The sequence below is a fragment of the Streptomyces sp. NPDC057474 genome, from assembly GCF_042802555.1.
In the GTDB taxonomy this organism is placed as follows: Bacteria; Actinomycetota; Actinomycetes; order Streptomycetales; family Streptomycetaceae; genus Streptomyces.
On the sequence record NZ_JBHVDX010000124.1, the window covers coordinates 1 to 19,123 of the forward strand.

Here is a 19,123-nt window from a genome sequence, read left to right on the forward strand (position 1 = left end):
CACGTGCCAGCCGTACGCCTCGTACCGCTTGGCGGTGTCCTCGGAGACGGCCGTCTCGGTGTCGCCCTCGATCGAGATGTGGTTGTCGTCCCACAACAGGACCAGATTGCCGAGCTTCTGGTGACCGGCCAGCGAGGACGCCTCCGCGGAGATGCCCTCCTGCAGGCAGCCGTCACCGGCGATCGCGAAGATGTGGTGGTCGAACGGCGACTCGCCGACGGCGGCCTCCGGATCGAACAGACCACGCTCGTAGCGGGCGGCCATCGCCATGCCCACGGCGTTGGCGACACCCTGACCGAGCGGGCCGGTCGTCGTCTCGACGGCCTTGGTGTGCCCGTACTCCGGGTGGCCCGGGGTCTTCGAACCCCAGGTGCGGAAGGACTCCAGGTCCTCCAGCTCCAGTCCGAAGCCACCCAGGTACAGCTGGATGTACAGGGTCAGCGAGGAATGCCCGGCGGACAGGACGAACCGGTCACGGCCCACCCAGTCGGGGTCGGCGGGGTCGTGGCGCATCACCTTCTGAAAGAGGGTGTACGCGGCGGGCGCGAGGCTCATCGCCGTACCCGGATGGCCGTTGCCGACCTTCTGTACGGCGTCGGCTGCCAGGACTCGGGCGGTGCCCACGGCCCGCTGGTCCAACTCGGTCCACGCGGAGGCGGCAGCGGTCAAGGGCGGGTTCACGCGTGAACTCCCATGTCTGTGTGCGGACGGAAGGAAGACGGAAGGAAAGGGAGGCAAGGGTGTGAGGCAGGTCCCCTCCCGCCGGGGAGGAGCGGGAGGGACGTGCAAGGGCCGACGGTGCCGCCTACTTGCCCCAGAGCTTCCGGTACGCCTCCCGGTATCCCTTCGGGTCCCAGGAGGAGCCGCCACCGCTGTTGGCCGCCGTCGTGATGTGCACCGGGGCGATATAGCCACTGGCGGGCTTGCCGGCGAAGGAGCGGTTGAACTCGTCGACGATCTGCCAGCCCTGCTCGGACAGCGGCTCGGGCACTGTGGCCGCCTGGAAATCCTTGCTGTTGATGCGCTGGAAGGCCGACGGGTCCCCGTCGCCCGCGCCGATGCTGAACGGGGCGCCGTCGCCCTGCTTGCCGCCCGACCGCAGCGCGGGTGCCGCGTCGGCGAAGTGCAGGTCGTTGATGGCCACCGAGTGCGTCCACTTGGTGCCGAAGCGGGACAGCAGTGCGGAGACCTCCTGCGGGGTGCGGCTGCTGGCGTCGGCGATCGGGATGTTGGAGGTGGACAGCACCTTGATGTCGGAGCAGGAGGCGAGTTCCTTCTTGATCAGGTCCGACTTCCCCTTGGCAAAGGGAATGGAGGCGTCGGTGAAGACCACCACGCCGGCCCGGCCGTTGGACTGGCTGATGATCCAGTCCGCGCTGATCCTCGCGACGTCCTCCACCTTGGTGGTGATGTTGCTGAAGAGCTTCGGGTCCTTGCTGGGTCCGGGCGTGCCGACTGCGTGCCAGCCGATGAGCGGGATACCGGCGGCGTCGGCCTGGGCGACCTGCTGGCTGGTCGACTTGGGGTCGAAGCCGGACAGGACGATGCCGTCGGGCTTGACTGCCACGGCCTGACTGACGGCGGCCTGGATACCGGCCGGGGTGCCCTGGCCGTCGATGATCCTCACCTTCCAGCCGATGGCCTCGGCGGCCTCCTTGACGCCTTCGGCGGCACCCGCGACACCGGGGTTGGTCATGCTCTGGGCGACATAGACGATCGTCTTGTCGGCGACCGCCTTGGGGCCGGTGGCCGGTCCGCCCCAGGGGGCATCAACGGCCTCGGCGTCACTCACTGCCTGCTTCGCCTTCTTCAGGACGGCAGGGCAGCCGGCTTTCGAGGACCCGCCGACGGCGGTGGCGCCGCCGCTCTCGGAGCCACGGCTGCAGCCTGCGACGGAGGCGGTGAGCACGGCCAGGGCGGCCACGGCTCTGAGGGTTGCCTTGCGGGTGGGGTGGTACGACACGGGGGTGCTCCTTGAGGACGTACGGCAGGCGGGCGGCGAGGCGCGGGGACGAGGGACGAGGGACGGGGATACGTCGGTCAGGGTGTGCGCGGCGCGTCATCGTCTGACGAACCGGTGGCGGCAGGCGTCGGCTGCTCCGTCGCGGATTCCGTCGCGGATTCCGTCGCGGATTCCGTCGCGGATTCCGTCGCGGATTCCGTCGCGGATTCGGTCCCGGGCGCGGACAGTGAGCGGCGGGTGGCGCCGACGCCGGCGCGCAGTCGGCGGCGGGCGGAGTAGCCGGCCAGGCCGACCGCGAGGAGCAGGGTGCCGCCGTTGAACAGGGGGGTCGCCCAGAACTCGGCTCCGAGCTGGCCGATGCCGGCGAGCCCGATGGCGAGGATGGCGACGGCGACGACGGTTCCGGCGGCGTTGGCGCGGCCCGGTTTGATGGCGGTGGAGCCGAGCAGGGCGCCGACGAAGGCGGGCAACAGATAGTCCATGCCGACGCTCGGGTTGCCGATGGTCTGCTGCGCGGCGAGCAGGACACCCGCGAAGCCGACGACGAGTCCCGAACCGGCGAAGGCGTAGATGCCGTACCGGCGGGTGGGGATGCCCACGAGGTCGGCGGCGCGGGCGTTGGAGCCGATGACGTACAGGTAGCGGCCGAGCGGCAGGCGCTCCAGCAGCAGCCACAGCAGCACGGCCAGCGCGAGGACGTAGAAGGCCGGGACGGGCAGGCCGAGGAACTTCGAGGGCATCGGAGCGGCCCTCGCCGCCGGACTGGCCGAGGCGGGCGCCGAACTCGTCCTCAACGGCCGCGACCCCGAGGCTCTGGAACGGGCCCGCGGTGAACTCACCGAACGCACCGGGACCACAGTGCACGCCGTGTCCTTCGACGTCACCGACGAGGCGGCCGTACAGGCGGGGGTCCAGGAGATCGAGGACCGGATCGGCCCGCTGGACATCCTGGTCAACAACACCGGTGTCCAGCACCGTGAACCACTTCTCAAGGTGTCTGCCGAGAACTTCGAGCGGGTGCTGCACACCAACCTCACCAGCGCCTTCCTGGTCGGGCGCGCGGTGGCCGCGGGCATGGTCCGGCGCGGCCACGGAAAGATCGTCAACATCTGTTCCGTACAGAGCTGGCTCGCCCGTCCGGGCATCGCCGCCTACGCGGCGTCCAAGGGTGGCCTCGCGATGCTGACCCGGGGCATGTGCGCGGAGTGGGCTGATTCAGGGCTGACGGTCAACGGACTGGCGCCCGGCTATGTGGTCACCGAACTGACCCGCCCACTCGTCGACGACCCGGCCTTCGACTCCTGGATCCGGGGCCGCACCCCGGCCGGACGCTGGGCCTCGGTCGAGGATCTCGTCGGAACGCTGGTGTGGCTCGCCGCCCCCGCGTCGGACTTCGTCAACGGCCAGGTGATCGCCGTCGACGGCGGCCTGACCGCGGTCATCTGAGAAAGGACCGAGGACATGAACTCGAGCTCGATGCGAGCGGTCGTGGCACACGGGGCGGAAGACCTGCGCCTGGAGGAGCGGCCGGTGCCTGAGCCCGGGCCCGGCGAGGTGGCGGTCGACATCCGCTACGGCGGGATCTGCGGCTCCGACCTGCACTACTGGCGGCACGGCGCGGTCGGCGAGTTCCGGCTGCGCGAACCGCTCGTCCTCGGTCACGAGATCGTCGGCCGGGTGAGGGCCACGGGCCCCGGTACGCAGGCCCCGCCGCCCGGGACCCCGGTGGCCGTGCACCCGCTGGCCTCCTGCGGCACGTGCCGACAGTGCCTCGCGGGACGGCGCAACACCTGCCTGGACACCGGCTATCTGGGCAGCGCCGCCCGCAACCCCCACGTCCAGGGCGGCTTCGCGGAGGTCCTGGTGGTGCCTGCGGAGCGGGTGCTTCCCCTGCCCGAGGGCCTGGACCTGCGGCTCGCCGCGGTCGCCGAGCCCGCAGCCGTCGCCTGGCACGCGGTACGGCAGGCCGGCGACGTACGCGGGAAGCGGGTCCTGGTCACCGGCGCCGGACCGATCGGGTGCCTGGTCGTCGCGGCCCTGCGCGCCGCCGGTGCCGGCGAGATCACCGTGACCGATGTCCACGAGGCCCCGCTGGCCGTCGCCAAGCAGGTGGGCGCCACCTCGACCGTACGGGTCGGCGGCTCGGCGGCCGAGCGGGAAGAACTGGAAGGACTCGCGGCGGACATCGCCATCGAGTCCTCGGGCAACCCCGCCGGGCTGCGCACCTGCGTGTACGGAGTGGACCGGGGCGGTGTGGTGGTGGGTCTCGGCCTGCTCCCGCCCGGGGACACACCCGTCGCCGCGAACGCCGTGATCACGAGGGAGCTGCGACTGGTCGGATCCTTCCGCTTCGACACCGAGCTCGGCGAGGTGCTCCGGGCGCTGGCCGACGGCCGTCTCCCGGTCGACCCGGTGGTGACCTCCGTACTCCCCGTGGCGCACACGGGCGAAGCCTTCGAACTGGCAGCCGACCCGGCGCGCTCCTGCAAGGTGCTCCTCGACTTCGCGGATCCGACGACGCTTTGACGCGCCGCACGGGCTGGCCACGAGCAGGCCCGCCTGTCCTGGCAGCGGCCGTCTCCGCCCGCCCGACCCGAGTGACCCCTTCCAGGTCGCCCTCACCCAGGTCCACCGCTGGGTCCCCGTCGATGCGGACGGCGCGTGTGGCGTCGTCGATTCGGATGGTGGCGAGCTTCACTTCTGTTCTGCTCGAATGGGGCGGGCAAGGCCCAGGGCCTCGTAGACGGGCTCGTCGCTGAAGCGGAACAGTTCGACCGGGGTGCGGGCGGTGAGCGTGATCTCGTACCACGACGGGACGGCGAACAGGTCGCCCTTCGTGATCTCGAAGACCTTGTCGCCGACATGGGCGACCGCCTCGCCGTCGCACACCTGCCAGACCGCCGAGCCGACCGAGCGCACCGGAACGGTCCGTGTCCCTGCCCGCAGGCGGCGCATCTCGGTTCGGATCGTGACCAGGGCGTCCTTGCCGGTGGTGGGGTTGGAGCAGCGGACTCCGGCGTGCCCCGACTCGATGACGCCGACGGCTCCTTCGGACTCCAGCTCCAACTGCGCGGTGAGTGCGGCGTCGGTGTGCTCCCAGCGGTAGGCGGCCACAACGAGATCGGACGAGTGCCGTGGCGCTTCCCCGTGACAATCCGGCACCCGTCAGGACGACCGCGGCGGTGGCGCCGATGTCCACAGGCGCGGCGACCGCCTGACTCCCGCGGCCGCCAAGCGGCAGCCTTTGATGCCCAGGGACGCGTGGTGGCGACCCGGGCATCAACATGGTGACCGCCGGCCCGAGGCACCAGGGGCAACCCCGGGTCGGCGGTGTCTTTCCGCCGGTCGGCGTGAGGGATCTCCGCCTCCGGGGACGGCTTGCTTCAGCTTCCCTGGCCGGGGCCGATCAGGGAGGTGAGCGGGCAGGCGGGCTGCCGGTCGGGAGTGAAGCGGCGGCGCAGGCCGGCAACCGCCTCCATGCCGCGCAGGGTCACCTCGGGGGAGGTCGACAGGCCGGCGGGGCCGAGGAGGCCGGGGACAGCGGCCCGTACGGCGGCCTCGGACAGACCGTGCCGCAGCAGAGCGGCCTCGATGCCCGGTGCGCCGGAGGCCAGCAGTTCCTCGGTGCTCATGCGGCAGACATCGACATAGGCACGGGTGTGCCACGCCGTGGCGGTCTCGCGCGGGGTGACCAGCACGTTGGTGATGAGGTCGGGTGCGACCTGAAGGTGGCCGCCGACACGTGGGAAGCCCTTCTCCGCGGCGAGGACGTCGAACGGCGGGTGGAGTGTGGTCCCGTCCACGGCGTCCGTCGGCAGGGCCCGGAACCTCTGCAAGGTACCCCCCACCGGGACGAGCTGGTCGTCGGTCACCGGCGAGCCGGCGACGTCGGCGAGCACGGCGCGCAGCACGTACGCGAAGGCGCTCTGCGCGTTGTCGACCGCCCACCGGTCCGTCGGCAACGGTGTTCCGGGACGCCGGTGAACAGCCAGTTCTCCCATGCCCTCGGCCCGGACGGCCACCGGATCCCGCTTCAGCAGCCCACGCAGCAGGTGGTCGGGAGAGGTGTGCATGATGTCGAAGTCGTCATCGTTCCACCCGGCCATCTGCTGGTCGGAGGAGACGACCTGCACGAGGTTCACCTCGAGCCCGGCCTGCTGGAAGTACCCGGAGTCGATGGCGTGGTAGAGATGCACGTTGCCGGAGCCGGGGAAGACGCCCACAGTCAGCTGTCGGATGGGCTCGCCGGACGGGCGCAGCGCGCTCAGCGCGGGAAGCATGACGAACTCCCTTGCATGGGTGATTCCTTTGCGTCAGAAGGCGGGACTTGTCAGGCCGTCGGCTCGGGGCGTCCCGACGGTCAGGTGACGACGGTCAGGTGACGACGGTCAGGCGGGCTTCGCTTCCTGGTTGGTGATGAAGTCGGCCGGCGGCTGCCCGGGGCTCCAGATGGCTGCCGGGAGGTCCTCCCAGTCGTTCGGCTGCCAGTTCTCGGTGATGCAGTCCATGTCGCTGGAGTACTCGATCCAGCTGCCCCAGGGGTCCTGGATGTAGTGGAAGAGGTTCGAGCCGAGGGTGTGGCGGCCCAGACCCCAGCCCTTCGTGTAGCCCTCGGCGGCCATGTTCTGCGCGCCCCTGGCGATCTGGTCGATGTCGGACACCATCCAGCTGGAGTGGTGCAGGCCGGGGTGCTCCCCCGGGACGAAGCCGAAGACGTGGTGGTCGCCGGGCCCCGAGTTGAGGAAGACGGGTCCGCCGACGATGCGGTCCGACAGGCGCAGCCCGAGCGTGCGGGTGTAGAAGGCCTCGGAGGCGCTCACATCGGAGCTGAAGATCAGCATATGGCCGAGTCGCTGGGGGCTGGTCTCCTCGGTCGCGCTCCGCCAGCGGGCCTGGTCGATCCGGCGGACCCGGTCGCCGACGTTGGCGTCGTGCGCGTCCTTGGTCCCGAACTCGCGCCAGGGGGCGATCCCTTCGTCACGAAGGTTGACGAGGTTCCCCTCGTGATCGCGGAACCACAGTCCGCCGGGTGCCTCGGCCGGCGCGTCCAGCAGCTTCAGACCCAGGTCTTCCAGGTGCCGCTGCCACTCGGGCAGCGAGTCCGGCTCCACCGCGAACGCCACGTGGTGGAACCGCTTGACCGGTCCCTCCATCAGCAACGTCTGGTCCTGCTCCCGGCCGTCGCAACGGATCACGACCGCGTTGCCGCGCTCCGCCGTCTCCAGCCCGAACGCGCTGTAGAAGCTCGCCCCCGTATCCAGTGACGGCACCTGGAGTCCGTAGTGCAGGAGACCGATGACACGCAACATGTGCACTCCTCATGGTTCTGGTGAACCCGCGTCCCGCACGGGCACCCAAGTTAAGTGTGTACACATCTGGGGCCTGAACGTCCAGAGGCCGACTAGACCTTTTTCGTTTCGGGACCACAGATCATGTCCGTCGACGCGCGCACGTCCCGCCCGCGCGAGCAGGCGCCAGGCCCTCGATGACCTGGCGCCCGGTACGGGCGAGATGCCGGCCGGGGAGCCGCACGGCCCGATGCCGCTCCCCGGCCGCGACCGCAACCAACAGGTCGCGATGCTCCTGCTGCACCACGCGTACTGGTCGCGATACCGCTCCCGCCCCGCTCCGCACCATCCATGCCGTACAGCCGGGCCGACGCCTCCCATTCCTCCCGGCACGTCAGGCACCCCGCGGCAACGGCGAGTTCGGCCTGCTTCAACTCCGCACCCGGCGGCGGGACATCTTACAGAATCACCGGCGCAGGTGGTCGTGAACCTCCACACCGGTGCGTCCGGGGTGCGAGATGACGGGCCGGGACAGGCCGACCGGCGGACCGTCCACCGCCTTCCGCGTCACTCCCGCCCCCGTCGCCTGCCCCATGAGTCCCCACCTCCCGCCACCGATCGCATGCATCCAGAAGTTCACCCTTCCCTTGCCAAAGTGTATGCACTATGGTGCTCCTGCTTTCATAGAGCCGCTTGTCGGAGGAAACATGACACCGTCTGAATGGTCGTTGGTGCAGTACCGGGTCGATGACTCGGAGAAAGTCGCCGTCGGTGTGTACACCGACGGAGCCGTGCTCCAAGGGCCGCCCGGGACAGAAGGCCTCACGCTCATGGAGGTGCTGGGCCGGTGGGAGTCGCTCGCGCCACTGCTGCGTGGCTGGGAACCGACCACGTCCGACGCCGTTGCGGGCGCCCGACTCGCGCCGCCGCTGACGTATCCCGGCAAGGTGCTCTGCGCGGGCGCCAACTACTGGGACCACATCGCCGAGATGGGCTGCGAGCGCCCCGATGAGCTGGGGGACCCGTTCTTCTTCTTCAAACCTCCGACGACGACCGTGACGGGACCAGGGGATCCAGTGCCGCTGCCCGCCTACCCGGGTGCCCGCGTCGACTGGGAGGCCGAACTGGCCGTCGTCATCGGCCGTGGCGGTCGCGACCTCGCGCCGGAGCAGGCCATGGACCATGTCGCCGGCTATCTGGCGGCGAACGACGTCTCGGCACGGGACCGGATCAAGGCCGACAAGCCGGTCGCCGAGCCCTTCACCTACGACTGGGTCAGCCACAAGGGGCAGGACGGCTTCTGCCCGCTCGGCCCCGGGCTGGTGCCCGCCTGGCAGATCACCGACCCGCAGAACCTGAAAATCAAGCTCAGCATCAACGGTGTGCTGAAGCAGGACTCCTCCACCGCGCAGATGATGGTGAAGATCCCGGAGGTGATCGCGGCGGCCAGCCGCATCACCCGACTGGAACCGGGAGACGTCATCCTCACCGGCACACCCGCCGGCTGCGGGGTACCGCGCGGCGAGTTCCTTGCTGCCGGAGATGAAATAGTCATCGAGATCGAGCGGATCGGTCGCCTGGAGAACACGGTGGTGGCGTCATGAGCAGCACTTTGACCCTGTCCGAGCTCGGCTGGTCGCAGGCACTGCCGGTTCCCGCAACCATGCAGGCCATGCTGTTCCGCAAGTTCGGGCCGCCGGACGTGCTGGAGCAGGCCACGGTGGACACACCGCGTCCCGGTCCCGGCGAGGTCCTCGTTCAGGTCACCGCGGTCGGCATCGGCCGACTGCTCGACCTCACGGCCCGCGCGGGCAACCACCCCTACGCCAAGATCGAACCACCCCACATCCTGGGCGCGGACCATGCCGGCACCGTCGCCGCACTGGGACCGGGCGTCGACTCCGTACGGGTCGGCGACCGCGTGGCCGTCCTGCCCGGTGTCGCCTGCGGCACCTGTGCCTACTGCGCAGACGGCCGCGAGGAAGTCTGCGACTCCCTGACCGTGATAGGCACCCACCACCCCGGCGCCTACGCGCAGTACTGTGCTGTGCCGGCGCGCAACGTCCACAAGGTCCCGGACGGCATTCCGGCCGCGATGGCCGCCTCGCTGGCACTTCTCGGCGCGGTCGCCGCCAACCAGATGACCCAGGCAGGACTCCGCCCCGGACACTGGGTACTCGTCCAGGGCGCGTCCTCCGCGCTCGGCTCCACGACGGCCGCCTACGCCCAGCACCTGGGCGCGAAGATCATCTCGACTTCCCGCTCGGCTGAGAAGCGCGCGGCCATGGCCGCGGCGGGAGCCGACGTCGTGCTCGACACCAACGCGCCGGACTTCGTGGAGCGGGTACGCGAGGCGACCGGCGGTCGCGGCGTCGACATCGCCGTCGACAACCTCGGTGACCCGGCCGTCTGGGACGCCACCATCGATTCCCTGACCCGCGGCGGCACTGTGGTGACCTCCGGCGCCTTCCTCGGCGGCCAGGTCAAGATCGACCTGCGTCGCGTGTACTCCGACTGCCACCGCATCCTCGGGATACGCACGGGCAACCCGGCCGCGGTCAAGGAACTGTGGACACAGGTGGAGAACGGCTTCCGTGCGGTGGTCGACCGTACCTTCCCCATCGCCCGCGCCGACGATGCCCACAGCTACATGGAGGACGACAACAGTCTCGGGCGGGTGGCGCTCACCCTGGGACCCGGGGACTGGGACGCGTAAACGCCCACCGCCCCGAGCGGTTCACGACGGTCCCCTCCACGAGGGACAATACGTCCCCCAGGCGCTGGACCTGGGGTGTAAGTCGACGACGCCCCGGCAACCGAGTGAAGACGGTGCCACGGTCCGGTCGAACGACCCTCCCGGCGGCGGCTTGACACATCGAGAACACCGTTACGGCGACGGACAGGATTCACTCCCTGCCGGCCGACGCCGATGAGCGGAGCAGCGCACTCACAGGACGCGGTCTCCCGCGTCCTGTGCAGTTCCCTCACGTACGGGGCCGTCAGTGCTCCTGCGGGGAGCATGGCCCGGCGCGACAGGCACCACCAGCCGGCCGGCCTCGGCATCAGGACTGACCGTTCCCCGCGATCCCGAGCGCTGTCCGCGTGGCCGCGGGTTCGTACTCCGGAGCGATGTCCGCCAGGACGTTCAAAGCGGTTCGCGCGAGATGGCGGGCGATCACACGTGCCGCCTCGTCCGAGTCACTCAGACGCAGCGCCTCCAGCAGCGCTTCGTGGTCTGCGTGCGCCCGGGCCCATGAGCTGGGCATTCCCAGCTGGGCCAGCCGGATGTACCGCTCGCTGTGCTCGCCGAGCGACGCCAGCATGCGCTGCAGATGCGGCCCCACAGCCTGGGTCGCAATACCGTGGAACTCCCTGTGGGCGGCGTGCCACTTGTCCGGCTGCTCCTGGCCCGCCAGTTCCCGCATGCGCTTCAGGGCCTCGCCCATACGCTCGAGGTCCCCCGCCGCGAGCGACTTGGCTGTCACGTTCACGGCGAGCGCTTCGAGCATGATGCGGGCTCCGTAGACACCGTCCAGGTCCTCGGGGTCCACTCCCCGCACCCTCGCCCGCTGGTCGGGCCGCGCGTCGATGAGTCCTTCTTCCTGAAGCAGCCGGAACGCCTCACGCATCGGCGTGCGGCTGACGCCCAGCTTCCGTGCCATCTCGGCCTGAAGAAGGGCCGAGCCAGGAGGCAACTCGCCGCTCAAGATCATGGCCCGCAGCTGTGCGTGAACGTCCAGGGCCAGACGGCGTCCGCCCACTGCCTGCCCGGGTGTCTCGACCGATAGCTCGGCTGAGACCTGCGCCTCCCCGTTCTCCGCCGACCGTTGCTCCCGGGGAATGTCGCTGCTCCTCGTGCTCATGCCACCAGAGTCTAGCGATGTGTATGCAGCTTCAGTAGCCGAAGGGCGCAAGAACAGGGCCCTGACTGAAACACCTGCCCGGGCCTCGAGCAGTATGAGGTGTCACTGTATCCACTGAGACAACAGGGCGTCGCGGCGGCGGTCGAGCGGCCAGTCCGGAGTGAAGCGGCGACGCAGGTCGGCTACCGCGTCCATGCCGTGCAGGGGCATGCCGGGTGACCTGGACAGACCTGTGGGCCCGAAGGGCCCGGCGGCGGCCACAGGCGAGTTGCCGCGCCAGAGCCGCCTCTGTGCCGCGCGCCCCGGAGATCAGTGGTCCCGAAGCGCTCAAGCAGCACAACACCGCACGTAGCACGAGCTACAAAGGCGCTGTGCGCGTTGTCCACCGCCCATCGGTCCGTAGGCGCATCGGGATTCCACGTAACAGGTGGTCGGAAGAGGTGCGCATGTTGGGTCCGGGCCGTGCGCCGATGGCAGCGGGCACCGGGTGTTCGGTAGGTGCTGCACGACATCGGTGCAGCACCGCTTGAATACCGACTCTCTGACGGCTCGACGAGTCAGTGAGGATCGCCCGGAGTGCTCGAGCCGGCCAGCCATTTCGCGCCTTCCTCGTAGAGGCGCTGCACGGCCTCCCCCGTCAGACCCGGCAGCCCGGTCTTCACCGTGAAGCCCGCCTTGGTCTGCAGGTATCCGAGATGGCGGTAGCCGACGGGGAAACGGTCAAGCAACTCCCGGTCCAGGCTGAGCGTCGCGGAGGGATCGACAAGGTCGAGACGGTCCTTCTCGTAGATGGGCTGCCGGCGCACGATCTTCCACGCGCCCTCATGACGCGCGCAGAAGTCGTAGAAGCGTCCCGTGCAGACGACATCGACCTCGACTCCGTCGACCTGGGCCCGCTGGTTGATGGTCATCTTGGTCTGGGTGATGGCGCGGTCGCCCACGACGTCGGCGGTGTGTCCGCCGAGGAAGTGCAGGATGCTGACGCCGTTTTCGAAACCTTCCCGGCTGACGGCGATGAAGTCCGTGGCCGGCCCCTGGAACCATGTGGCCGTCATCCAGCCCTCCGCTGGATGCCACACGGTGGCGAACCGTTCCCAGTCGCCGGCGTCGCGCCACAGCGCCCAGTTCTCGACCAGCCGGCGGAGTTCGTGCTGATCCGTCTCGGTTGTCGGCATGAGAGACCTCCATGAGTGTCGTAGGACTGCATCCGGGTGCATCCGGGCTCGTCCGCCATCGGGCCGACAGCGGCCGGGACGTGCGCTCAGGGCGTCATCAGTGCCTCTCGCACGGCCAGCTCCGCGTCGTGCCCATAGATCCACCCGTTGTGCGCGAAGGGGTCCGCGTTCGCGAACGACGCGTCCCTTGCCTCCTGGGCCGGCCCGTCGGGCAGGTGGTTGCTCTCCGCCCTGCCGCGGCTCATCTGCTGTACCTGGGTGGCGCGCGGGCGGCGGACGTCCTCGTAGCGGCGCAGCGCGGCAGAGGGGTCATCCGGCCGGTCGGTGAGGCAGCCCGCCAGAACGGCGGCGTCTTCCATCGCCTGCGCCGCTCCCTGCGCGAAGAAGGGGAACATCGGGTGCGCCGCGTCTCCCAGCAGGGCGACGGGCCCGTTCGTCCAGCGGGGCAGCGGGTCCCGGTCGAGCAGCGCCCACCGCCCGACCCGTTCCGCGGCCGCGAGCAGCGCCCCCAGATCGTCCGACCACCCTGCGAACTCGGCGCGAAGGTCCTCGATCCGTGCCTCGGCCGACCACGACTCCGTCGTCCAGTCGTGTGCCGGCCCGAAGGCGACGATGTTGATCTGCGTGCCCGCGGAGATCGGGTAGTGGACCAGGTGGCGGTCGGGGCCGAGCCAGAGCGTCTGGACCGGGCGGCGCGCGAAGGCCGGTGCGAGCTGTGCCGGTACGAGGCATCGCCAGGCACATATGCCCGAGAGCCGCGGTGCTCCCGCCTCGGCCACGTAGCGTCCCACGGTGGTGTGGACGCCGTCGGCCCCGACGACGACATCGGCGGACTCCCGTGATCCATCGGTGAAGGTCAGCTCGACGCCTTCGTCCACCCGGTGGAGGCCGGCGAGCCGCATCCCCAGGCGCAGTGACGTCCCGGGGACCGCTCCGCGCACGGCGTCGAGCAGGTCGGCGCGGTGTGCGACATAGCTCTGCTCGCCGAAGCGCCGCTCGCATTCCTCGCCGAGGTCCTGGGAGAACAGCACACGCCCGTCCTCCCAGCGCCGGAACTCCCACCCGACCTGCAGCGGCACCGCGCTCTCGCGAAGACGGTCCAGCCGGCCGAGGCTGCGCAGCAGTCGCACCGCGTTGGGGGAGACGACGAGGCCGGCACCGACCTCGGTCAGGGCCGGTGCCTGCTCGTACACGGTCGCCTCGATCCCGGCGCGGTGCAGGAACGCCGCGGTGGCCAGACCGCCGATGCCTCCGCCGACCACGGCCACGCGCAGGCCGGGTGCGGGTCTCTTGCCCTGGCTGGTCATTCACTGGCTCCTTCGGTGGAAGCGATGCCTGCCCCTGCGGTGTGCGCGGGCGCGAGGACGATGTCGAAGCGGACGCTGGACCAGGTACGGTCCGCGAGATCGCGTCCGTCGGGGGTGGGGGTGCCCGCAGGGTGCTCCACGAAGTCGTGGACGAGCGAGTCCTTGACGCCGAACACAGCGTCACGGGTGAGGAGTTCGTCGCCCCGAACGAAGATGTGGGTGATCAGGGTTCGCTTTCCGCCGGACCGGACGTCGAAGTGCAGGTGCGAGGCGCGCATGGGGGAACGGCCGACGGAGGCCAGCAGAGCGCCGACAGGGCCGTCGTGCGGGATCGGGTACGGGGTCGGGGTGATCGCCCAGAACCGGTAGTGGCCGTTCTCGTCGGCGACGAGGTGACCTCGTGCCGCCACACGGTCGTCGTCGTACTGCACGTCGTAGAAGCCGTCCTCGTCGGCTTCCCACACCTCGATGCGTGCCCCCGGGACGGGTTCGCCGTCGGTGCCGGTGACCGTGCCCTGGACCCAGCACGGCTGTCCGGCGGCGCCGAAGGAGAGGTCCCCGCCCAGCGGGATCCCGGGCGAGCCCTCGACGAAGAACGGGCCGAGCACCGTCGCCTCGGTCGCGTTCGCGTATGCCTCGTTGTTGATCGCGATCGTCTGCATGGACGCCCCCAGGACATCCGACAGCAGGATGAACTCCTGCCGCTTGTCGTCGGTGATGTGTCCGGCCGCGGTGAGGAACTCGATCGCGGACGCCCACTCCCCCTCGGTCGGACGCACCTCGCGCAGGAACGCGTGCAGGTGCCGGGTCAGCGCTTGCATCAACTGCTTCAGCCGCGGATCCTCGGCCGTCTCGAACGAGGCCACGACCTGCTCGACCAGGGCCTGCTCACGCCCCTGCTGGTCAGCTGCCACCCGTGCGCCGGCGTCACCGCTCTGCTCACTCGTCATCAGTTCTCCTTGCCATCGGTCATCGTGCTCGGGTCCGTGCCGGCCCACGCCGAACGCAGCAGGCGCTGGAGATCGTGGGCCGTCACCTGACGGGGATTGCTGTCCGGGACCACGTCCAGGACGGCCTGCACCGCGTTGTCGACATCGGCCTCTTCCAGCCCGTAGTCGCGCAGCGCCTTCGGCGCGTCCACGTCGTGCCGGAGCCGCTGCAGGCCCTCGATCGCCGACTCCGCGCCGAACGCGGCCGCGATCCGTTGCTCGGCTTCCGGTGCGGCGGATGCGTTGAACGCCAGTACGTGGGGCAGCACCACCGCGTGGGTCTGGGCGTGTGGCAGGTCGTACATGCCGCCCAGGACATGGCAGATCTTGTGATGCAGCCCCGAACCCGCCGACGAGAACGCCACCGCCGACAGATACGTCCCGTACAGCGTCCGCTCGCGGCCCCACAGGCCCGCCGGGTCGGCCACCACCGCGGGCAGTCCGGTCGCCAGCGCACGGATTCCCTCTGCCGCCAGCGCACGGTCGATCGGGTCCACGCGGGGGCCCCACATCGCGTCGACGCAATGCGCCAGCGCGTTCAGCCCCGAGGCGACACTCATCGGCACCGGCAAGGACGCGGTCAGCGTCGCGTCGTAGACGATGGACCGCGGCAGGACCCGCGCATCCACGCCCGTCGTCTTGCGCGCCTGCTCGGTGAGACCCCACACACTCGTGGCCTCCGAGCCCGCGTATGTGGTGGGAACGGCCACGAGGGGCAGGTCCGTGGTCAACGCGATCGCCTTCGCCAAGCCGGTGGTGGACCCCCCACCGACGCTGACCACGCAGTCCACGTGGTGCCGGGCCGTGGCGTCGCGCGCCCGCTCGGCCACCTCCACGGGAACGTGCATCACCACCTCGCTCCACCGCAGCACCACCGGCAGGTCGGCGGTGACCTGCTGCGCGAGCTCCGCCTCCGCGGCTGCCGCGATCACCATCACCCGCGAAGCACCGAGCCGTTCCACCTCGGCCCGTACCGTCGCCGCGGCCTCGCCCGAGGCGAAACACACCCTTTGGGGCAGAGTCTCGTGCTCGAACCGCGTCGACGACCTGTCTGCCGAGTCGGCGTCATGGCCGCCGGGGGCTCGCGACGTCCCGGTCATAGGCATGTCATGGCTCCTTTCATCCTTGAGCGAGATGGGCCGACGTCGCCGACGAGCGGCCAGTGGCGGCTCCCTCGGTCCGGTCAGGGGCTACGTCGGGCTCGACATCGGGTAGGACGCTCGTCCCCATCCGAAGCCCAGTCCGGTCGAGACATCCCGTCCGCGAGCAAGGCAGCCGACCCCGTCCGAAGGTTCGCCCCGGCCCGCCGTCCACGTTCCGCCCATCCGGTGAGGGGCCTCAGGGCCCGGGACAGAGATTGGGGCACCATCCCTACGTCGGTCAGTACGATGTCCGGTGAATGGACACCCTCCTGCGCGCACGTACATTCGCGAATCAGGAGGAGGTGGCGGGCAGCGACCCCGTCACCGCGGTGAGAGGAGTCGGAAAACGGCCAACAGCAGCGACCGTGGCCGCACGGTCACCTCGCGGGCCCTGGCGATCCTGGGCGCGTTCACGCCGGAACACCCGGAGCTGACGCTCGCCCAGCTGTGCCGGCTCACCGGCCTGCGCCACGCCACCGCCCACCGGCTGGTCGGAGAACTCACGGCGTGGGGAGCCCTGGAGCGCGTCGCGAGCGGCGCCTACGTCATCGGCCTGCGCCTGTGGGAGCTGGGTACTCTCAACCCCCGTGGCCTGCCGCTGCGCGTCCGGGCGATGCCCGTCATGGAAGACCTGCATGCCGCTACGCAGCAGCACGTGCAACTGGCCGTTCTCGACGGCACCGACGCCCTCGTCGTCGAAAGGATCTCCGCGACCGGAGCCGTTCCGGTGGTCTCCGGGGTCGGCGGACGGCTGCCCCTGCACGCGTCCGCCGTCGGCCAGGTGTTGCTGGCCCACGCGGGCGCGGAGCTGTTCGCCGAGGTCGTACGGGACGGCCTGGACCGCTTCACGCCCAGGACCATGACCGACCCCACCGCGCTGCGGGCCGCGTTGGCGGAATGCCGGCGGACCGGTGCCGCCGTCGTGCGCGAGGAGATGAGCCCGGACGCCTACTCGGTGGCGGCGCCGGTCACCGACTCGAAAGGCCGCGTGGTCGCGGCTCTGTCCGTGGTGGGCGCCGACGCCCGTACCCATCTGCTCGTGCCCGCGGTCGTGCTGGCCGGCCGGGGCATCTCCCGGGGTTTGGGGTCCGGCGACGGTACGTGAGAACGCTTGACGGGTCTACGTGGCTGCACCGGGCAGAAATGCATACACTTCTGGTGACTGTCGGAGTGCAACCGATCCCGTCAGAGTGAACACCCCAACCCCGCCCCCTCGCCAAGAGTTCCGTAGTCAACGCGCACCCACGGGCCCGCTTCCAGTTACAAAGCAGTGCCTACCTGCACCTCCCAGGCAGTAGGCGAGACCACCCCGGAGGGCCGACCACGCCCGGCCGCCACAAGAGACGATCACGGGCTTTTCCGCCTACCCGTATCAGGTTTCCTGCATCCTGCTCTTTACATGCCCGTCATACTGTGCACACTTAGCGGTGCGAGGTGGGTCGCGGACGATGCAGTCAGGAACCAGCAGTTGTGGCCCGGAGCCCTCCGGATGGGACACGACATGAGCGAGGAGAGCCGCCGTCCTCGCATGAGCCGAGGCGCCCAGTCGCCCCGGCGGGCCGCACGCAAGAGTCGAACCCGCTGATCCGAGCGGGCAACTTGACCCTCCGCACCTGCGGGGGCACCGGCGGACGCCGTCACGAACAACGTCCACACCCCGCACCCGAAGCGAAAAAACCCTCACCGAAAAGCGAAGCCATGTGAGAGGAACTGCCATGCACGAAAACAGTCACAGAGGAAGCCGTGGCAACACCACCTGGCCTCCGGTGACACTGCTCGTCCTTGCCATCTGTGGCATCACCGTCATTTCCGATGGCTATGACGTGGTCATCTACGGCGCGGTGATTCCGTCTCTTCTCCACGAACCCGGGTGGGGCCTGACGCCCGCCGGTGCCGGCCTGATCGGTTCCTTCGCCCTGGTCGGGATGCTCGTCGGAGCCACAACGGTCGGCACGCTCACCGACCGACTGGGCCGACGAAAAATGCTGATCTGCTGCCTGGCCTGGTTCTCGGTGATGACGGGCCTGTGCGCGACGGCCACCTCTCCGGAGGTGTTCGGCCTCTTCCGGTTCCTCGCCGGCCTCGGCCTCGGCGGCGTACTCCCGACCGCCAGCGCACTCAGCGGTGAGTACTCGAACCCCAAGTCCCGAAACCTGGTCTTCGCGATCCTCTTCAGTGGCTTTCCTGTAGGCGGCATCATCGCCGCTCTCACCGGGATCTTCGTGATTCCACGGTTCGGTTGGCAGGCTATGTTCCTGCTCGGCCTCCTTCCCCTTCTCCTGGTCCTGCCGCTGGCCATAAAGCTCCTGCCCGAGTCGATCACCTTCCTCCAGGCGCAAGGGCGGCACACCGAGGCGGAGAAGACCGCCGACCGCTGGAACATCACCTTGGACGATGACCGGAAGGCCGCCCCGGCGTCCGAGCCAGGTCAGTTGGGAACCGACCCGGACAGCATGTCGCCGGTGCGGGCCCTCTTCTCGCGCAGCTACGTCGTAGCGACTGTGTGCTTCCTGCTGATGACGTGCCTGTGCCTGTTCATGATCTACGGCTTCAACACCTGGCTCCCGGAGATCATGCGGCGCGCCGGCTACTCGGCAGGCTCCTCGCTCGGCTTCCTTCTCGTGTTCAACCTCGGAGCTGTCGTCGGCACGCTCGTCATCTCCCTGGCGGCCGACCGGCTCGGCTCCAAGCCGATCATCACCACGACGTTCCTCGTGTCCAGCGTGGCCGTGCTACTACTCAGCCTGCGGTTGCCCACAACGGTGCTCTACGCGGCCGTCGCACTGGGCGGGGTAGGGGCGATGGGAACGCAGACGTTCGTCCTCGCCTACGTCTCCAAGCACTATCCGGTACGGATGGGTGCCACGGCGTTGGGGTGGACGCTGGGCTTCGGCCGCCTCGGCTCGATGCTCGCTCCGCCGCTGCTCGGGCTCATCATCGGTGCCGGGCTGGCGTTCCAGTGGAACTTCTACGCGCTGGCCGTGCCCGGCATCATCGGAGCTCTGCTGATCGGCCTGGTTCCCCGCACACCGGAAGCGAATGCTCGGGCGGGGCATGCGGGTGAGGGCGGAACCGTGCGACCCCTCGCCGAGCAGACGTGAGCCACGCACCGACGCGACGCCCGCCGCACGTGCTCCTCCTCAAGGCCCACTGAGGGCACTCGGACCAAAGCCTCCGGGAACGTGATCTCTTGAGGAAGCCCGCGTAATGGCAGGGCCTCCGGGCAGCTCGGATCGCGAGACGAACCGAGCGCCTGGGGGCCCTGTCGCCCCGTCCGGGGCACTGCTCAGTGCCTCACGGATGTCTCGACGACCGCTGACCTGCTGGCTTCGCGCAGGTGGGAGCGGAGCTTGTTGCCGGCCTGGGTTCGGCTCAGACAGCGAGGGCGGTGACCTT

Annotated in this window: 15 protein-coding genes and 3 pseudogenes; 6 read left to right on the top strand and 12 right to left on the bottom strand. The window is 69.8% G+C overall.

Going from position 1 to position 19,123, the window contains the following annotated elements; translation table 11 throughout:
* From ACFU53_RS28970 to ACFU53_RS28980, 3 genes and pseudogenes are all read right to left on the bottom strand, one after another.
* Positions 1–681 (bottom strand): annotated as a pseudogene (locus tag ACFU53_RS28970) (transketolase); the annotation flags it as partial.
* Positions 682–805: 124 nt separating this feature from the next.
* On the bottom strand, positions 806–1,924 hold the full coding sequence (locus ACFU53_RS28975) for a substrate-binding domain-containing protein (protein ID WP_383998616.1): 1,119 nt from the start codon (positions 1,922–1,924) through the stop codon (positions 806–808).
* 116 nt (positions 1,925–2,040) lie between these two features.
* Positions 2,041–2,697 (bottom strand): annotated as a pseudogene (locus ACFU53_RS28980) (ABC transporter permease); the annotation flags it as partial.
* 1 nt (position 2,698) lies between these two features.
* Between ACFU53_RS28980 and ACFU53_RS28985 the strand changes: the two are divergent.
* Both ACFU53_RS28985 and ACFU53_RS28990 read left to right on the top strand, forming a co-directional pair.
* Positions 2,699–3,409 (top strand): annotated as a pseudogene (locus tag ACFU53_RS28985) (SDR family oxidoreductase); the annotation flags it as partial.
* A gap of 15 nt (positions 3,410–3,424) precedes the next feature.
* On the top strand, positions 3,425–4,489 hold the full coding sequence (locus tag ACFU53_RS28990; protein ID WP_383998562.1) for an L-idonate 5-dehydrogenase: 1,065 nt from the start codon (positions 3,425–3,427) through the stop codon (positions 4,487–4,489).
* 168 nt (positions 4,490–4,657) lie between these two features.
* Here the strand turns inward: ACFU53_RS28990 and ACFU53_RS28995 are convergent, their stop codons facing one another.
* From ACFU53_RS28995 to ACFU53_RS29010, 4 genes are all read right to left on the bottom strand, one after another.
* Entirely contained in the window at positions 4,658–5,077 is a 420-nt protein-coding gene (locus tag ACFU53_RS28995; protein ID WP_383998565.1) for a hypothetical protein, read from the bottom strand.
* Between the two features lie 269 nt (positions 5,078–5,346).
* Positions 5,347–6,243: an ABC transporter substrate-binding protein gene (locus tag ACFU53_RS29000; protein ID WP_383998568.1), complete on the bottom strand. Its 897-nt coding sequence runs from the start codon at positions 6,241–6,243 to the stop codon at positions 5,347–5,349.
* Positions 6,244–6,351: 108 nt separating this feature from the next.
* Entirely contained in the window at positions 6,352–7,272 is a 921-nt protein-coding gene (locus tag ACFU53_RS29005) for a VOC family protein (RefSeq protein ID WP_383998570.1), read from the bottom strand.
* 445 nt (positions 7,273–7,717) lie between these two features.
* Positions 7,718–7,846 carry a hypothetical protein gene (locus ACFU53_RS29010; RefSeq protein ID WP_383998573.1) on the bottom strand — a complete coding sequence of 43 codons (129 nt, stop codon included), beginning with the start codon at positions 7,844–7,846 and terminating at the stop codon, positions 7,718–7,720.
* Between the two features lie 112 nt (positions 7,847–7,958).
* Between ACFU53_RS29010 and ACFU53_RS29015 the strand changes: the two genes are divergently transcribed.
* Positions 7,959–8,855, top strand: coding sequence for a fumarylacetoacetate hydrolase family protein (locus tag ACFU53_RS29015; protein ID WP_383998576.1), 897 nt, complete (start codon positions 7,959–7,961; stop codon positions 8,853–8,855).
* A complete protein-coding gene (locus ACFU53_RS29020; RefSeq protein WP_383998579.1) occupies positions 8,852–9,967 on the top strand; it encodes an alcohol dehydrogenase catalytic domain-containing protein in 1,116 nt (371 codons plus the stop codon). The genes ACFU53_RS29015 and ACFU53_RS29020 overlap by 4 nt, the downstream gene beginning before the upstream one ends.
* A gap of 346 nt (positions 9,968–10,313) precedes the next feature.
* Here ACFU53_RS29020 and ACFU53_RS29025 read toward each other — a convergent pair whose 3' ends face one another.
* The 5 genes from ACFU53_RS29025 to ACFU53_RS29045 form a co-directional block, all read right to left on the bottom strand.
* The gene (locus ACFU53_RS29025; protein WP_383998582.1) at positions 10,314–11,114 is read right to left on the bottom strand and encodes a GntR family transcriptional regulator; all 801 of its coding nucleotides are present in this window, start codon (positions 11,112–11,114) and stop codon (positions 10,314–10,316) included.
* Between the two features lie 557 nt (positions 11,115–11,671).
* The gene (locus ACFU53_RS29030) at positions 11,672–12,289 is read right to left on the bottom strand and encodes a nuclear transport factor 2 family protein (RefSeq protein WP_383998585.1); all 618 of its coding nucleotides are present in this window, start codon (positions 12,287–12,289) and stop codon (positions 11,672–11,674) included.
* An 86-nt stretch (positions 12,290–12,375) separates the two neighbouring features.
* A complete protein-coding gene (locus ACFU53_RS29035; protein ID WP_383998587.1) occupies positions 12,376–13,596 on the bottom strand; it encodes an FAD-dependent monooxygenase in 1,221 nt (406 codons plus the stop codon).
* Positions 13,593–14,546, bottom strand: coding sequence for a dioxygenase (locus ACFU53_RS29040; protein WP_383998590.1), 954 nt, complete (start codon positions 14,544–14,546; stop codon positions 13,593–13,595). Before ACFU53_RS29040 ends, ACFU53_RS29035 begins: the two co-directional genes overlap by 4 nt.
* Positions 14,546–15,685, bottom strand: a complete 1,140-nt coding sequence (locus tag ACFU53_RS29045; RefSeq protein WP_383998619.1) for a maleylacetate reductase — start codon at positions 15,683–15,685, stop codon at positions 14,546–14,548. The genes ACFU53_RS29040 and ACFU53_RS29045 overlap by 1 nt, the downstream gene beginning before the upstream one ends.
* Before the next feature lie 295 nt (positions 15,686–15,980).
* Between ACFU53_RS29045 and ACFU53_RS29050 the strand changes: the two genes are divergently transcribed.
* Together ACFU53_RS29050 and ACFU53_RS29055 are read left to right on the top strand one after the other, a co-directional pair.
* A complete protein-coding gene (locus ACFU53_RS29050; RefSeq protein WP_383998593.1) occupies positions 15,981–16,832 on the top strand; it encodes an IclR family transcriptional regulator in 852 nt (283 codons plus the stop codon).
* Positions 16,833–17,442: 610 nt separating this feature from the next.
* A complete protein-coding gene (locus ACFU53_RS29055) occupies positions 17,443–18,828 on the top strand; it encodes an MFS transporter (RefSeq protein ID WP_383998596.1) in 1,386 nt (461 codons plus the stop codon).
* Positions 18,829–19,123: the final 295 nt, after the last annotated feature.

Bases quoted from the DNA above. Each gene is read 5' to 3' on its own strand.
- ACFU53_RS29030 (WP_383998585.1), bottom strand. From the start codon at position 12,289: ATGCCGACAACCGAGACGGATCAGCACGAACTCCGCCGGCTGGTCGAG.
- ACFU53_RS29010 (WP_383998573.1), bottom strand. From the start codon at position 7,846: ATGGGGCAGGCGACGGGGGCGGGAGTGACGCGGAAGGCGGTGGACGGT.
- ACFU53_RS29025 (WP_383998582.1), bottom strand. From the start codon at position 11,114: ATGAGCACGAGGAGCAGCGACATTCCCCGGGAGCAACGGTCGGCGGAG.
- ACFU53_RS29015 (WP_383998576.1), top strand. From the start codon at position 7,959: ATGACACCGTCTGAATGGTCGTTGGTGCAGTACCGGGTCGATGACTCG.
- ACFU53_RS29045 (WP_383998619.1), bottom strand. From the start codon at position 15,685: ATGACCGGGACGTCGCGAGCCCCCGGCGGCCATGACGCCGACTCGGCA.
- ACFU53_RS29000 (WP_383998568.1), bottom strand. From the start codon at position 6,243: ATGCTTCCCGCGCTGAGCGCGCTGCGCCCGTCCGGCGAGCCCATCCGA.
- ACFU53_RS29040 (WP_383998590.1), bottom strand. From the start codon at position 14,546: ATGACGAGTGAGCAGAGCGGTGACGCCGGCGCACGGGTGGCAGCTGAC.
- ACFU53_RS29035 (WP_383998587.1), bottom strand. From the start codon at position 13,596: ATGACCAGCCAGGGCAAGAGACCCGCACCCGGCCTGCGCGTGGCCGTG.
- ACFU53_RS29020 (WP_383998579.1), top strand. From the start codon at position 8,852: ATGAGCAGCACTTTGACCCTGTCCGAGCTCGGCTGGTCGCAGGCACTG.
- ACFU53_RS29055 (WP_383998596.1), top strand. From the start codon at position 17,443: ATGCACGAAAACAGTCACAGAGGAAGCCGTGGCAACACCACCTGGCCT.
- ACFU53_RS28990 (WP_383998562.1), top strand. From the start codon at position 3,425: ATGAACTCGAGCTCGATGCGAGCGGTCGTGGCACACGGGGCGGAAGAC.
- ACFU53_RS29005 (WP_383998570.1), bottom strand. From the start codon at position 7,272: ATGTTGCGTGTCATCGGTCTCCTGCACTACGGACTCCAGGTGCCGTCA.